Here is a 15102-nt window from a genome sequence, read left to right as displayed (position 1 = left end):
AGATGGACCTCATGTCCGACACTGCTCCCAGACCGACAGGGAACAGTTCTTGGTACACGATCAAGGAGTGGTTCTACGAGCCTCACGACTACGAGTGGATAAAGCACCAACGCTCGAGCCGCGCGATTCAACCCATTTTCAGTGCGCTGATCGGTGTGATGACGATAATTTTCGGGCTTTCCGCATTCTTCAAATTGATCGGACCCGATACACCGCCGACCCTCGTCGGAAAATCGCTTTCGGTAGTCATGATCACAGCGTGCATTGTGGTTACCGCGTGCTGGTTCGCTCTTCCGTTTCCCGGCCGATTCGGGCTTCTCGCTTACGGAATTTTCGCCGATCTCGGTATCGGCCTGGCAGTCCTCATGGTCACCGACCGTGACTCAGGCACCTTCGGATGCATTATCTTTGCGGTGGGCGGCACCTTCGCAACCTTGTTCGTCAGCGCAAAATGGCTGATAGCGCACGTTTTATGGGCTACGACGATTACTGCCATCGTCTTCGGACTCGCATATCAGCAAGGCGAAGTAGACACGACAACCCTTCTGGCACGAGCGACGGTCCTATTCGGCGTCGTGACGCTCATGCCGATCTTTTCTCACTTGGCCTGGCGCGCGTTGTACCGTGACGCCCGCGATTCAGATCGCGATCCACTCACCGGACTGTACAACCGGCGCGGACTCGACGCCGCAATCGCCGAACTGCTCGAGCGTGCCAGAACAAGAGAAGAATGCCTGGCGTTCATCGTCATCGATATCGACAAGTTCAAGCTGGTCAACGATGTTTACGGACATTCCGAAGGTGACCATGTCATCCAGAGAACAGCAAGCCGCTTGACGCTCCATTTTGGTCACTACGGGGTCATCGGGCGCGTCGGCGGCGAAGAATACCTGGCAGTCATATCCGGGGCGCCGGACAAAATTGCCTACCTGATCAACAGCACCAATGCCGCATTGTCCGACGATCAGGATTCGATCCCCACCACGGTGAGCGTCGGCGGAGTCATCATGCCTACCGATTCGAAGACATGGGCCGGCGGGGCGCCCGCAATTTCGTTGGCTTCGAACGTCGCGGATTCGCTGATGTATCAAGCGAAGACTGCCGGCGGAAACGGATTACGGACGACTGAAATCTGAATCGAGCGGGTGAAAGTTCTGCCCGGACGAAGTCGCTGTGACAGCAAGATACGCCTCGAGTTGAGCAGCATTAAGTGGCTTACTGATGTAAAACCCTTGAATCAGATCGCACCCGACTGCTTGGACTCGACGCAGTTGCACCGGTGTTTCCACACCTTCGGCGAGTGACACCATGCCCAGGAGCGAGGCGAGTTCCACCACTGATTTCACGACGGCCATCTGCTGATCAGCACAGTCGACGATGAACAAACGATCAATCTTGAGGACATCGATGGGTAGCCGTTGAAGTGTCCCGAAAGACGAATATCCGGTGCCGAAGTCGTCGAGAGCGACGGTGATTCCCCGGGACCTCAACGTGTGGAGATCCGAGATTGCCTGGTCTTCGACAACGCCGGTTTCGGTAATTTCGAGTTGCAACAACTCGGGGTCCAATCCAGTCACGTCGAGCGCATTTTCAACCATTCTGCAGAAATCGATCGAGAGCAGCTGCACCGGTGAAACGTTGACTGAGACACGTATTCCCGCCGGCCACTTCACAGCTTCGGCGCAGGCAAGCGCCATTGCCTGGGCACCGAGCGGAATGATCATGCCGGTCTCTTCGGCCACACTGATGAACTGACTCGGCCCGATGAGCCCCTTGACCGGATGGTTCCATCGGAGGAGGGCTTCAAACGCCACAACTTGCCCAGTTACAGCGTTCAGCTGCGGTTGGTAGTGAAGTTCGAACTGGCCGGCCGCGATACCCCGGTCCAATTCCTGCTGAGCTGTGGCCCTCTCCGAAGCCCGGGCACGCAATGCCGGCGAAAACCTGCCCACCCTGTTGCGTCCATTCGATTTGGCCTCGTTCAGTGCAAGATCGGCGAGCATCACCAATTCGTCGGCGTCCCCGGAGTCGTCGGGATTGTTGGCGTACCCGATTGTGGCTCGGACTTCGATGCGATTGCCCGCAATGTAGAAGGGTTCCTGCAGTACGTCGAGATATCGCTCGAATCCGATGTACGAGTTTCGTCCGGCTGGGACATGCGCGACTATCCCGAATTCGTCGCCACCCATTCGCGCAAAAACATCAGAGCCGACAACCGTTCGAAGACGGTCGGTGACGGCGAGGAGTAATCGGTCTCCGACAGGATGCCCGAGTGTGTCGTTGACGGACTTGAAGTTATCGAGATCGAGAATTCCGACGCGCACGCGATCGAGGTTGCCGCGTACGTCGATCGCTCGTTCCAACGCCGATCCGAATGCTCTCCGGTTCGGGAGACCCGTCAGGGAATCGGTTGCTGCCAGTCTCAGAATTTCCTGCTCGTGGACGTAGCGCTCGGTGATATCGGATCCGACACCTCGCCAACCATGGATCTCACCGTCGTCGAACACGCGGGGATTTGCCGACAGCGACCACCACCGTCGGTCCCCGTCTATCCGAACGGGAACCACTACGTCCCGGAACGGTGTTATCCGCTCGAACTTGTCGACCAGTAGTTCCGCAGCCACCTTGCCCTCATCGCTGGCGGTGATGTCGAAATGATTGAGTAATTGCCCGAAGGTCATGTCTAGCAGATCGCTCGCAGCCAGTCTGGTGAGCTGAGTCAACCGCGGAGATATGTGCGAAAAACGTCCGTCGGTGTCGACTTCCCACAGCCAGTCTCTCGACCCGCCTTCGAAATCGTCGAGCAGTAGCGACACCGTCAGCCGTTCCGAATCGGCTTGAAATTCTGCCATCCAACGTCGCTGAAATGACGCCGAGAGATACATCGCGCCGACGGTGAGAGCAAACATGTAGATCGCCAGTTGGATCGCGAGCACAGGCAAATACGGTTCGGAATGAGTCGAGAACACAATCATCAAGCCCAGTCCGTGGATGTATATCCACGAGAGACTGGCCGAGCGAACTGTATAGAAATTGATGGTGCCGGCACCCATGACCCCGGCCATCGTCGCGATGATCACCACGTCGTAGTTGGAGTCGATCGTCGTGAACAACTTCGAGAACAGTACGACGTCGAGAATCGCGATCACCACGACTTCGAGCATCAGCCCTATGTAATCGAAACGCGTCGACTGTTTCCATCGCGGCACTCTCAGAGAAACTGCAACGCGAGTCGAGTTGAGGAAAACCAGCAAGATGGTGATCCCACCCAACACACGAACCATTGTTTGTTCCGGCGGAATGACGAACACGATTACCGAACCGATACCGAGTATGAACGCCATGTTCGAGAGCGGTGCGACAGAGGCGGTCTCGTCGAGTTGGCGGCGAAAGAAATCTCCGCGCTCGGATGCTGACAACGCGGATCGACGTCCAGGTTGCCTAACACTCGTCAGCATTCAGGTGACCTGACTCCGTCGCAGGTCAACGCAGCCGCGGTCGGACGCCGGTTTTCAAACATCCGAACCCCCTCCGTTGCCCTTATCGAGTGCGTTACCTGTTACGGGCGATTTTCCCGACTCGGCGACTGTTTCGCAACCCCCGTTGCCATTCCCGAAAAATCCCTTTGGTGAAGTTCACCCTATATCGAACCGAGAGGTCACGAACCACTGCTCGCTTCGAAGCCGCTGCCTTCTACTCAATCTACTCAATCCCTCCCAACAGGAGTTCGCGGAACCCGGCCTGTCCCGAACAATCCCGCAATCGCGAGGAGCGCCGCAACTGCGAACGCGACCCGTAACGCCTCGAGCCTGGCTTCTGAATTGACGTCGACAATCGCCGTAATGGCCTGTTCGCTGACCCCAGCCGTGGTGAGTGCGCTCTGAAGTTCGGTGGTGGACAAGAACGGAACGCCCGAGGCCAGGTCCGTCGTGGCCTGCTGCTGCACCGACACAGGCACTGCAGGATTGCCCTCGATACCCGCGATCACCGATGTAGTGAGGGTAGCGATCAGCACCGAACCAATCAGCGCAGTCCCTAGTGACGCTCCGAGATTAGTAGCTGTGTTCTGCAGGCCTCCCACTTCCGCGCTCTCCTCATCCGGAACGGACGACACAGTGACGGCACCGAGTTGGGACGACAAACTTCCCAGCCCGAACCCCATGAACAACATCGGGACCATCACGACTGCGGCATTTGCACTCGGATCCATACCGGCGACGAGCAATAGAATTCCGATAATCATCGACAGCAATCCCACTCGAACGATGCGACGAGGGTTTGCCTTCGGCAACAGCTTCGGAATTCCGATCGCCGCCAACACAAGTGCTGCAGACAGCGGCAGAATCCGGATTCCGGTCTCGAGGGCACTCAATTCGAGAACTACGGACAGAAATAACGGAACGGCAAAGAACACCCCGGCTTGCACGAGAAACTGAACGAAGAACATGAAAAGACCACCGCTGAGTTGCCGGTTTCGCAACATCTCCGGATCCATCAACGGCTCTCGTCCAGCGTCTACCAGTCGCGTCTCCCACCGCAGGAAGCCGTAGACAACCAACAGCCCACCGATCAGCAACCACACAACAGGTGAGAGTCCGAGAACCTCTGCGCCTCCGGGCTTTGCCTGTACCCATCCCCACTCACTCGAACGCAGCACCCCGAACACGATCATGCCCAATCCCACCACCGACAGAACCGAACCGACCCCGTCCAGTCGCGACTTGACGGGCGGCACGTCGGCGACTTTGCGAAGAACCGCCAGAATCAGGACCACCAGGACCACTTCTCCGACAAAGACATAGCGCCACGACGCAAAAGTGGTGACGGCCCCGCCGAGCAGAGGTCCGACAGCTACAGCCATCGCCCCCGCTGCTGCAACCAATCCATATGCGGCGGGGCGTTTTTCGGCCGAAAAATTGGTTGCGACCAACGCCACGATCGCGGGCATGATCAGCGCCGCCCCCACCCCCTCGAGGAAGGACCAACCGATCAGCAGCACAGCAAGATTGGGTGCGAGCGCCGTCGTAAGCGAACCCACCCCGTAGATGATCAGTCCGAGCGCAAATGCTCTTCGACGCCCGATCATCGACCCGACTTTGCTGCCGGTGATCATCAGCGTCGCCATCACCAGCGTGTACAACGTGATGGCGGTCTGGATACCGGTGATGGTGGTGCCGACATCCGCGGCAACAGTGGCCATCGAAACGTTCATGACCGAACTGTCGAGAGTCATCAGGAACTGGCTACATGCCAACACCGCGAGGACCAAGCCTGAACCTACCTGCGTTGGAGAAACCTCACGGGTCATCGTGGCGGGGTACCCACCACGATGCATCTCGAAGCATCAGCACCCGCTCAACTGCTCCGCCCACGCACCGACATCACCTCGTTCCAACGCAACCGCAAGCAACTCCGGAAACTTGTCCGGGGTGCACGCGAACGCCGGGATGCCGAGAGCACCCAGCGCAGTCGCATTGTCGTGATCGAACGAGGGCGCCCCGTCGTCGGAGAGCGCCAACAACACCACGACCTGCACGCCGGCCGTTTTCATGGCGGCCATGCGCCGGAGCATCTCGTTGCGGGTGCCACCCTCGTACAGGTCGGAAATGAGCACGAACATCGAATCCGCCGGCCGCGTGATCAACGACTGACTGTAGGCAATCGCCCGGTTGATGTCGGTGCCGCCGCCCAGCTGCGTTCCGAACAGAACGTCCACCGGATCCGACAGCTTCTCGGTCAGATCCACGACCGCGGTATCGAACACCACCAGCGATGTCTTCAATGCTCGCATCGATGCCAGGACGGCGCCGAACACCGAGGCATAGACAACACTCGACGCCATCGAACCCGACTGATCGATGGCCAAGACTACGTCCCGCTGCACCGACGTAGATTTTCTCCCGTATCCGATCAGCCGCTCCGGCACCACAGTTCTGTACTCCGGCAAGTAGTGCTTCAAGTTGGCGGCGATGGTGCGATTCCAATCGATATCGCGCAGTGCAGGATTGGATGTTCGGTCCGACCGGTTGAGAGCTCCCGTCACCGCCGCCTTGGTCTTCTGGGCAATACGCTCCTCGACTTCGCGCACCACCTTGCCGACGACCATGCGGGCCGTGGCCTTACTGGCCTCCGGCATCACCTGGTTGAGACTGAGGAGCGTCCCCACCAGATGTACGTCGGGTTCCACGGCGTCGAGTAGTTCGGGTTCGAGCAGCAAATGCGTCAAGCCGAGCCGATCGATTGCGTCCTTCTGCATCACTTGCACAACGGTGCTGGGAAAGTAGCTACGGATATCGCCCAGCCAACGTGCAACTTTGGGCGCCGACGCACCCAAACCGGCCGAGCGACGACTCCCCTTCTTCGGGCCGGAGTTGTCATAAAGAGCGCCAAGCGCCGCATCCATCTGGTTGTCGCCCGGTTGTCCCAGCCCGCCCAGTGACTCGTCTGCGGACTCTCCGAGCATCAATCGCCATCGACGTAGCCGCTGGTCGTCATCGCTTGCGCTCATGCACCCACCCCCAGAATTGTGGCAACGACACCCATCGCCGCTCGACCCCTTCGCGCATCGGTCTCCACTGCCGACTCCACCTGCCGACCACCACGCACTGCCTGCCCGATCGCACGTCGCTCCGCTGCCTCGAATGCACCGAACGTTCGCCGCAGCAGTGGCAGTGTGTCGATGAAATCCTGCTCGCGGAGTTCGCGCACCCAATTGTCGATCAAGTCCAGTAGCGCACGATCATGTACGAGGACCAGGCCGCCGCCACCAAGGAACCCGTCCACCCAGCCCGCCTTGTCGGTGGCGGCACTACCGATGGACAGTGCTCGCGACAAACGCTCCGCCGCATCGGTTTCCGTGATCGAACCAGCATCACGAAGCAGTCGAACCATCCTTCCCACCAACATCCCGTTGACGTCGTCCCGGTCGATCACATTCCGCATCGCACCGAGCCACTGCGCGGTGGAGTCGGAGTCGTTGCGCATCATCACGGCGCCGTGAACGTTGTCGACGAGAGCGCGGAACTCCGCAGCACTGGCATCGTCCATGCCGGTCACAGCCACGGGCAGTCCCGTGCAGATCCGGATCAACAGTCCGTCACCGACGTCGACGAGCGCCGAAACGTCGGTGCCCCGTACGTCGCCGTACCGCAGGGTTCGCGTCAGCGGCGGCAGCGCCGCCATCAGGTGTGACACATCATGATCAAGAGCTGCAACAGTTTTGACGCTCATCAGCACTTCGGACAGTGCATCGGGAAGGTTCGCGAGGAGCGAGTGTTCCAACAGTTCGATCAGCTCGGCCAGCGTAACTCCCGGCGTATTCACCCTGGCTGCGATTCTAGCTCCCGCGCCGCCGGATACCGTCGTACCCCACAGGGATGCCTCGATCACCGACACCGAGAATTCCGGCTTCCATTGCAATTCCCACGTTTCGCGGAAGGTGCCGGTGGATTGAATGTCACTGTCCGCCGGCCGACCCCAACCAATGTCGAGAATGCTCAATCGGTGAAGGAAATGCGAGCGCTCGATGTCGATATCGCGACGAAGATCAAGATCCAGGTTCTTTGCGCCGGCTTGCTGTTTGAGTCGCAGTGTCTTTGCTCGCGCCCGCAGGTCCGCTTCCAACGGAACAGTCGGTGTTTCTTCCGGCACAGCACCCAAAGCTTCGCCGACCACTAACTTCCTCGTGACCAGATCCAGCAGGACGTCGTTGCCCTCGCACATCACCGAGCGCGTCGCTTCGGTCACTTCCGACAAGCCTGCCAACGGCCGGGACCGCAACGCAGCCAGCGCATCTGCCAATCGCACTGCTTCGATGACGTGCGCACTCGAAATCGGTAGATCCTCCGCACGCAACACTCGGGCGACTTTTGTGAGCCACCGCGCAATGGTGTTGTCGGTGGCAGTAAAGAGGTGGTGATACCAACCGGGAGAGGTGATTCCGGCTCCGTAACCCGACACCGAGGAAAGTCGCGAATGTGTCCAGGGAACCCACGTCAACGAAGTCTTGATCTTGGCCATTCCCTTGAGGATTCGCGCATCCACCGCGGCCGGACCGAGCGGACCCACCAGAGCCGGTGCATGCCACGCCCCGCACACGATTGCTACGCGTTGCGCACCGTCCTTGAGCGTCTTGCGGAGCACCTGGCGCATGTACGCTTCGCGGTGAGCAGTTTCCTCGTCGATCGGCACAGTTTCACGCAACGCAATCATGGCATCGGTGATCGCATCAAAAACTTCGGCGCCGGAAGCATGTGTGCCAGAATCTGATTCGACGACCGAATCCCACCAACGCTCGGTATCGTCGTACCCCGCCGCCGCTGCCAACTCTGCCAACGTATCACCCTCACGCGTAGTGCGCGCGTCCGACTCCGCCAGAAGATTGAACGCGGGCAGATCACAGAAACGTGCTGCAGCACCGTTGTGCGCAGCCCACTGCAATGCCTGCCATTCCGGGGAGAACACGGCAAAGGGCCAGAAGGCAGCCTTCGACGGTTCACCAGTGACGTACGCGAGCAACGCAATCGGCGGCGCCATCGAGTCCGACGTAGCCAACATCACCAAAGGATCCGCGTCCGAAGGCCCTTCGATGAGCACCACGTCCGGCAAGAACTCGTCGAGCGCACGCCGGACCGCCCGGGCCGAACCCGGTCCGTGGTGTCGGATTCCGAAGACCCGAACCCTGCTGTCTCGCAAGGACCGATCATGGATAGGCAGACTCACCCGGTGACCTCGCGGCACGCCCGGTAGAAGTCGGACCAGTCACCTCGTTCACGTACCACGGCTTCGAGATACTCGTTCCACACAACCTTGTCGGCAACCGGATCCTTGACGACCGTGCCCAAGATGCCGGCGGCAACGTCGGAAGCTCGAAGTACGCCGTCACCAAAATGTGCCGATAGCGCGAGCCCACTGGTGATCACGGAAATAGCTTCAGCCGTAGACAGTGTCCCGGAAGGAGATTTGAGCTTGGTTCGACCGTCAGACGTAGTGCCGGAACGTAGTTCACGGAAGACGGTGACCACGCGCCTGATTTCGTCGGCAGCAGCCGGCACGGCGGGAAGTTCCAGTGCGGCACCCAACTGTTCGACGCGACGGGCCACGATGGCAACCTCGTCTTCCTCACTGGCCGGCAACGGCAGCACCACGGTGTTGAACCGTCGACGTAGAGCGGAGGAGAGATCGTTGACCCCCCGATCTCGATCATTTGCTGTAGCAATGAGATTGAATCCTTTGGAAGCCTGCACTTCGGTGCCCAGCTCGGGGACCGGCAGTGTCTTCTCGGAGAGGATGGTGATGAGTGCATCCTGTACGTCGGCCGGAATACGGGTCAGTTCCTCGATGCGAGCGATCTTGCCGGTTTCCATTGCCGTCATCACGGGAGAGGGCACGAGCGCGCCGGCCGTCGGTCCCTCGGACAGGAGCCGCGCATAGTTCCAGCCGTACCGGATCGCCTCTTCCGGCGTGCCCGACGTTCCCTGAACCAGGAGCGTCGAGGCGCCGGAGATAGCGGCCGAAAGATGCTCGGATACCCAGGTTTTTGCTGTTCCGGGAACGCCGAGAAGGAGAAGCGCGCGGTCGGTCGCAAGAGTTGCGACAGCCACCTCCATGAGCCGACGTGGCCCGACGTACTTGGGCGAAATGACGGTACCGTCGTCCAAGGTTCCGCCGAGCAAGTACGTGACCACAGCCCACGGTGAGAGATTCCACGACGGCGGGCGCGGTCGCGTGTCGGCGGCAGCCAGTGCAGCAAGTTCGTGCGCGTACTCCTGCTCGGCATGCGGACGCATCAACGAGGTCGGATCGGTTGTAGCCGTCATGTGAGCTCCTCGAGCAGGGTCTTGCGGTGGACAATTGTGGTGGCAGCCTTGATGAAAGCTTGTTGCCAGTCGATATCTCGTGCGCGCTCGGCCGCCCGGTTCAGCAAAGGCACTGCGCTGTAAGGAAAGTTTGCCTGCGCAAGACGCAGTGAGGCTGCATACTTGTAGCGCGAGAACTCGTTGGCGCGGGCGCCGCCGTCCGCGCGTCGGGCAGCCACTCGTTCCCACTGCGCAATGACGGACGCGGTGACGTCCGCGGGCCACGGGCGAGGAAGCGCCTCGTAAACTGCCGCCCTGTCCGGATGCAGCACATTAGCGTCGCCGGTTCCGGACAGAAGGAGATCAGCCAACGCACGCGCCGGGATCAAGGGGAGCAAGCGCCTGTCGGTCGACAACCCGCGGACGGTAAAGATCGCCTCGGCCCACTCCGAGTTATGCTGCAACACAGCTGCAGTGGACCACGCATCATGCAGAATTGGTTCCCAGATGGCTTCCGTGATCGAACTCAACACCGCGGCAGGTTCACCGATCATGGTGCTCCACAGCGTCAACGATGTCGCAGCGATTGCCTGCCGCACATACTCGGACCGGTAGTCAGTGTGCGGGTTCGGCCGGTCCTCGATGCCGTCGCGGCGGGCTGCCGCGTCAATTTCCTCCGGAACATCAACGATGATCCTGCCCGGTTCCACTCGAACCCAGACCTGCACTCGCTGCGCCATCCGCTCCGCAAACGGCGACCCCGGCAGTCGTCGCAGCACGTTGACCGCTTCGCGTCGTACATCTTTCCGTTTGTCGTCAAGCGCATGTTCGAGGATCGGCACATCGTCAGCCGACAAGCCGGCGGAAAGTGCTGCGATGAATGCTGCTTTGTATTCTCCCCGTTCGGTTTCCCAGGATTTCGCCAACTCGGCCAAGGCCAGGGCGGGATCGCTTCGACGAATATCGGCCAACCACTGGAGCCGCTCGGCGGGAGTGCCGTGACGCCAAGGTCCCGGGCTGGCGTCCCGGTGGCGGATCAGCGTGGACCATTCGGGATTTCGGGCAGCCAGCCACTGTCCACGCTCACCGACAATCCGCAGAATGTTCTCGCGATAGAGCTCACTGGTGCGTGCATAGGAAAGGAGCTCGGCCACAAGGTGATCCGGCGCCCGGAAGTTGTGCTCGATCGCCAACGAAAACCAGTCGTCAAGCAGCGTCGCCTTGGCTGCGAGCATGGACAGCAGGTGCGCGGACGACGATTCCGGGAGCATCAATCTCGAATCCTCCGGAGCGGGCGGAGGCACTTCTGCCGCGGTGGAACCCGCTCCCCCGGCGCGGTAAGCGCGCTCCAGGACTGCCGCGGCAAGGAGAACTGCAGCCGGGTCACCGTCTCGCGTTTCCACCGCGCCGCGAACATCAGCGGGAAGATCTTCGAAAGCTACAGCCGTGCGCGAGGTTCCGAGCAGAGCCGTCGAAATCAAGCTGCTCACAGTGCGATCACCTGGCCGCTCGTGAATACCGAAATCGGGCTGACGGCGTGGGCATTCCAGGCACCGCACACCGTCACCGGACATCCGCCGGAAATGCCGAGCAGGGTCCAGAGCGAATCACCCTCTGCCGGAAGCGCAGTACCGGTTCCATCGACCAGGAACCACGAGCCGTCGACGTATGATGGCGTCACCGCGCTGATCATCACCGGCCAGGATCGCAGCCACGGATCGGCGCTCACCGCATCGGTATAGCTCTGCAAGGCGTCGTCGATGCTGCCAAGTGGCACCGTCGTGAACGGTTCCGCTTCACTGTGCACGTTTCCCAGTCGCGCCCGCAGTGCCGCCGCACCAGGATAAAAATGGAGATCGACGTCAATCTGATAACCGACAACGGGCGGGACAACTCCGGAGAAGTTGGGGGAACCGTGCGAAAAGTCGAGCAGAACAGCCCATTGGCCGGTAACTCGGCCAAACAACCAGACGGTACGGGTGAAGAGCCGTTTTTCCTCTGTGACCCGAGTACCCATCACCATCCAGTGATCGCGAACGGATGGACGCTCCAGAACGCTTTCCGTACCGACCGGATAGCCCACATGAGCGCGTACCGAATCTTGAAGGGATTCAGGAAGTTCGGCAATCTTCTGATGCGCGGCGACCAGGAGATGCAGGCGCGCGAGCTCGTCGAGCACCTTTTCAGGCCAGTTCTCGTTCGACGCCACAATGCCCGCCAAAGTACGCAGCGTTCCCGCAACCCCGGGGGCTTGGGCGTCGACCATACGGGCGGCTACCGCATCCAACGCCTCCCACGATTTGTCCATCGCTGCCAGCCCGCCCCGAATCTGGTCGGTGATCCACAGGTCGAGTTCGACGAGTCCACCGGCCACCCGCTCGGCACGCTTCTGAGCGGTGGAAGGGTCGACAGCTTTCGTCGCAGCCGGTCGGGTGGTTTCCGCCTTCTCCTCCCGGCGGTCCAGCCACTCGGCGGCAAAATCGGCAGGCTCCGATACCGTCGACACGCGCCCTTCGGACCATTCGACGAGCAGACCTAAGGTGTGTTTGCACGGGAACTTGCGACTAGGGCATGAGCACTTGTACGCGGGGCCACTGACGTCGACTATTGCCTGATAGGGCTTGGATCCACTGCCCTGGCACAGGCCCCAGAGGGCATTCTCGTGGTGACCGGTGAGCGTCCAGGATCCTGCCAGTTTCCGCGCAGCAGCCAACGAGGCCGCGTCGGGAGCTACCGACGCCACCTGCCCGACTGTCCACGGAGAAGTCACTCGAACACCGTAGGGCAACCTGCCGACACCGACTCCTGACTCACCCCAAAATGCCGTGCAACAACAAGTCCGTCAGCGACGTGGCGACGCTTTCGAGGTCGTCCACGTTGCGGATCGACAATGCGAAAATCGCAGTACCTGCCATTACGTCGAGCAGGGTGGTGGCTTTGATCTCCGGACGCACTTGCCCAGTTCGAGTCCAATCGGCGAGGCTCTGCGTAAGTTTGTCGCGCACACCCGCCTGCAGACGCTCGTCCAGCATCTTCTGCAGAGTCGGATCCGCCCGCATCTCGCTCATCAGGCCGGGGATAGCTTCACGGACCACTGGGTCCCCGAAAAGGGCGACAGTACCGAAAACGAGTCTCCTGACCTCATTTTCGATCTGATTTTCAGAGACCCATTCGGGGGTCAACGGGGGAAACACAGCCTCGTGCACGATATGAGCTTTCGACGGCCATCGACGATAAATAGCGGGGCGGCCGACACCTGCCGCCGCAGCGATGCCGTGGATCGTCATACCGGAATAACCCACTTCGACCAGCAGTCGACGAGTCGCGGCCAGTACCGCCGCGTCGACAGCCGGGTCTTGATGCGGTCCCAGCGTGTGGGTAGTACGTCCTTGCGCCACGAAACTCCCTCTTGACACCACTGCGATTGAGGCTACATGCTTCACAATCAGGCGATACACCTTGTAACGCCTGATCGTAGTGGAGGCCACAGTTGTCTAGACCGAGATGGATCACTCGCAGGTCCGCCACCGTCCTCGTATGCCTCGCACTTGCCGGCGGCGCAGTTCTCGCACCGCAGGCGGGCGCCGCTCCGGCCGGGATCGACTCGTATTACGCCCAGACCGGTTGGGCGACTCTGCACGGCGATGCCGGCAACCGCAAGACTGTTCCGGTCTCGCCGAGCGATCAGTACCAGTCCACCTGGTCCGGACTGGAAAACGCATCGGTGCTCACAGCTCCCGTGGTCGGGCCGGACGGGACTACCTATGTCACGACCGGCCTCGCACCCGGCCAGTCCAATCTGTACGCCTATGCACCCGACGGAAAACTGAAATGGAAGTCCGCCGAATGGCAGAATTCTGACGACTTCGACAGCTGTGCCGTCCTGCAGAGCCCGCTGGTGGCTCGCAACGGCGACCTGTATGTCAGTGACTGCAACCAACTTTGGTCATTCCATCCGAACGGTCAAGTGAAATGGAAGGTCGCGCTGCCCGATGCTTCCCCCGGATCCCCGTGGCAAGAGGGCACCCGCGCGACCCCGTTCCGGCCGCTGGTCACCGCTCAGTTCCTCTCCGACGGCTCGGTCATGGGAATCACGACCTGGAACAAGGTCGTCGTGGTCGACCCCGAGACCGGCGCTCTTCGAGCACCCGTGACGCAACTGCCGGCAACGGCATCAAGTCCGGCTGACCAGCCGAAACCGCCCACGCTCCTCGGCAGCGGCCTGCTTGATCCCGAGCTCGCGATCCCCACCTGGGAATTGTTCTGGGGTGGCACCATGCCGCAGGCCAACACTCCGTCGGTATCGAACAAGACCGGCCGAATCTTTGCGGTCTCCTCGGACACGACACAGGGCTACGTCTACGGAATCGACTACGTACCAGGAACTAGTGGTTCACTGGGCACAATCGCACTTGCCTTCAGCGCAGCCGTCGGCTCCGGTAGCAGTTCCAGTCCGACGATCTCCGCCGACGGAAATGCTGTCTACGTCACGGATAATGCCGGAATCCTTTATGCGGCAGGGACTGACGACGGTTCCGTCCGCTGCAGCGTGGACGCCGACAGCAAGGGCGGCTCGCCTACCGCAGGCCCCGACGGCAACATCTACCTGCTCGGCGATCAGGGCACGAGCATGACGTCCTACAACTCACAGTGCCAACAGCGTTGGAGTGCCGACTTCTCAGCACTCGCGAAGGAAGTCCTTCCGATCAGCCCGACGGTCGGAGAACCCACGTGGATTGTCGGCGGACCGCCAACCCTTACCAATGACGGCTTGCTCGCACCCATCTCGGTCGGCTACCACGTTCCGCTGGGGCCCAACGCTGCTCCGTTCGTAGCGACGGACTTCCGGCTCGTGAAGATCGACCCCGCCACCGGTTCGATCGAAAAAGTCCTCGCGCCCCAATCCGGCGAGAGCGACGGATTCACGGTCCCCAACACTCTGAACCGTCTCATCGTCGTCAGCTACGGCGCAATCGGAACTTCATCGGTGGAACCCGCACGCGCAGCGATCGACCCTCGACTACCCGAGGGCCACAAGATGCCCCCACTTCGCGGCGGGATCGAGGCTTTCCTTCCTGTCGACTCCCCTGACGGCGGGTCTTCAGGATCGAGCGGAAGCTCCAGCAGCGCTGACCTGGGCAGCCTATTCGGTAGCTGAGAACAAGAGACCCCGCGGCTGATTGAACTGCTCCCCGGAAGTTGGACTGAGAAATTCAGTTCCAACGTCCGGGGAGCAGTTCTATGCATGCACGAAGTTCACTGTCCGAGAAGCAGCGGGTCACAGCGGTAGCGTTGTTCGAGGAAG

At 60.6% G+C, this 15102-nt stretch carries 10 protein-coding genes; 2 read left to right on the top strand and 8 right to left on the bottom strand.

Going from position 1 to position 15102, the window contains the following annotated elements; all coding sequences use genetic code 11:
- The first annotated feature begins 11 nt into the window (after positions 1-11).
- Complete coding sequence (locus MTX36_RS20460) at positions 12-1136, top strand: GGDEF domain-containing protein (RefSeq protein ID WP_243621512.1); 1125 nt, start codon at positions 12-14, stop codon at positions 1134-1136.
- On the opposite strand, the gene MTX36_RS20455 is transcribed toward MTX36_RS20460, so the two are convergent.
- The 8 genes from MTX36_RS20455 to MTX36_RS20420 all read right to left on the bottom strand — a co-directional run bounded on the left by MTX36_RS20455 (position 1116) and on the right by MTX36_RS20420 (position 13195).
- Positions 1116-3458 carry a bifunctional diguanylate cyclase/phosphodiesterase gene (locus tag MTX36_RS20455; RefSeq protein ID WP_243621511.1) on the bottom strand — a complete coding sequence of 781 codons (2343 nt, stop codon included), beginning with the start codon at positions 3456-3458 and terminating at the stop codon, positions 1116-1118. The genes MTX36_RS20460 and MTX36_RS20455 overlap by 21 nt on opposite strands.
- 248 nt (positions 3459-3706) lie before the next feature.
- Positions 3707-5308: an MFS transporter gene (locus tag MTX36_RS20450; RefSeq protein ID WP_243621510.1), complete on the bottom strand. Its 1602-nt coding sequence runs from the start codon at positions 5306-5308 to the stop codon at positions 3707-3709.
- 36 nt (positions 5309-5344) lie between these two features.
- Positions 5345-6508, bottom strand: coding sequence for a VWA domain-containing protein (locus MTX36_RS20445; RefSeq protein ID WP_243621509.1), 1164 nt, complete (start codon positions 6506-6508; stop codon positions 5345-5347).
- Positions 6505-8721, bottom strand: a complete 2217-nt coding sequence (locus tag MTX36_RS20440) for a DUF5682 family protein (protein WP_243621508.1) — start codon at positions 8719-8721, stop codon at positions 6505-6507. Before MTX36_RS20440 ends, MTX36_RS20445 begins: the two co-directional genes overlap by 4 nt.
- Positions 8718-9818 (bottom strand): AAA family ATPase, encoded by a 1101-nt coding sequence (locus tag MTX36_RS20435; RefSeq protein WP_243621507.1) that lies wholly within the window; start codon positions 9816-9818, stop codon positions 8718-8720. The genes MTX36_RS20440 and MTX36_RS20435 overlap by 4 nt, the downstream gene beginning before the upstream one ends.
- Positions 9815-11287 (bottom strand): DUF5691 domain-containing protein, encoded by a 1473-nt coding sequence (locus tag MTX36_RS20430; protein ID WP_243621506.1) that lies wholly within the window; start codon positions 11285-11287, stop codon positions 9815-9817. Before MTX36_RS20430 ends, MTX36_RS20435 begins: the two co-directional genes overlap by 4 nt.
- Entirely contained in the window at positions 11284-12567 is a 1284-nt protein-coding gene (locus MTX36_RS20425) for an SWIM zinc finger family protein (RefSeq protein WP_243621505.1), read from the bottom strand. Before MTX36_RS20425 ends, MTX36_RS20430 begins: the two co-directional genes overlap by 4 nt.
- Positions 12568-12607: 40 nt before the next feature.
- On the bottom strand, positions 12608-13195 hold the full coding sequence (locus MTX36_RS20420; RefSeq protein ID WP_243621504.1) for a TetR/AcrR family transcriptional regulator: 588 nt from the start codon (positions 13193-13195) through the stop codon (positions 12608-12610).
- Between the two features lie 92 nt (positions 13196-13287).
- Here MTX36_RS20420 and MTX36_RS20415 point away from each other — a divergent pair, with 92 nt between their 5' ends.
- Positions 13288-14955 (top strand): PQQ-like beta-propeller repeat protein, encoded by a 1668-nt coding sequence (locus MTX36_RS20415; RefSeq protein WP_243621503.1) that lies wholly within the window; start codon positions 13288-13290, stop codon positions 14953-14955.
- Positions 14956-15102 lie beyond the last annotated feature (147 nt).

The sequence above is a fragment of the Rhodococcus sp. ARC_M6 genome (genome assembly GCF_022810305.1).
Classification (GTDB): Bacteria; Actinomycetota; Actinomycetes; order Mycobacteriales; family Mycobacteriaceae; genus Rhodococcus_F.
This window is presented reverse-complemented; position numbering and strand designations above follow the sequence as displayed.

Excerpts from the sequence above, each read along its gene's own strand:
- MTX36_RS20455 (WP_243621511.1), bottom strand. The coding sequence starts at position 3,458 with ATGCTGACGAGTGTTAGGCAACCTGGACGTCGATCCGCGTTGTCAGCA.
- MTX36_RS20460 (WP_243621512.1), top strand. The coding sequence starts at position 12 with ATGTCCGACACTGCTCCCAGACCGACAGGGAACAGTTCTTGGTACACG.
- MTX36_RS20445 (WP_243621509.1), bottom strand. The coding sequence starts at position 6,508 with ATGAGCGCAAGCGATGACGACCAGCGGCTACGTCGATGGCGATTGATG.
- MTX36_RS20435 (WP_243621507.1), bottom strand. The coding sequence starts at position 9,818 with ATGACGGCTACAACCGATCCGACCTCGTTGATGCGTCCGCATGCCGAG.
- MTX36_RS20450 (WP_243621510.1), bottom strand. The coding sequence starts at position 5,308 with ATGACCCGTGAGGTTTCTCCAACGCAGGTAGGTTCAGGCTTGGTCCTC.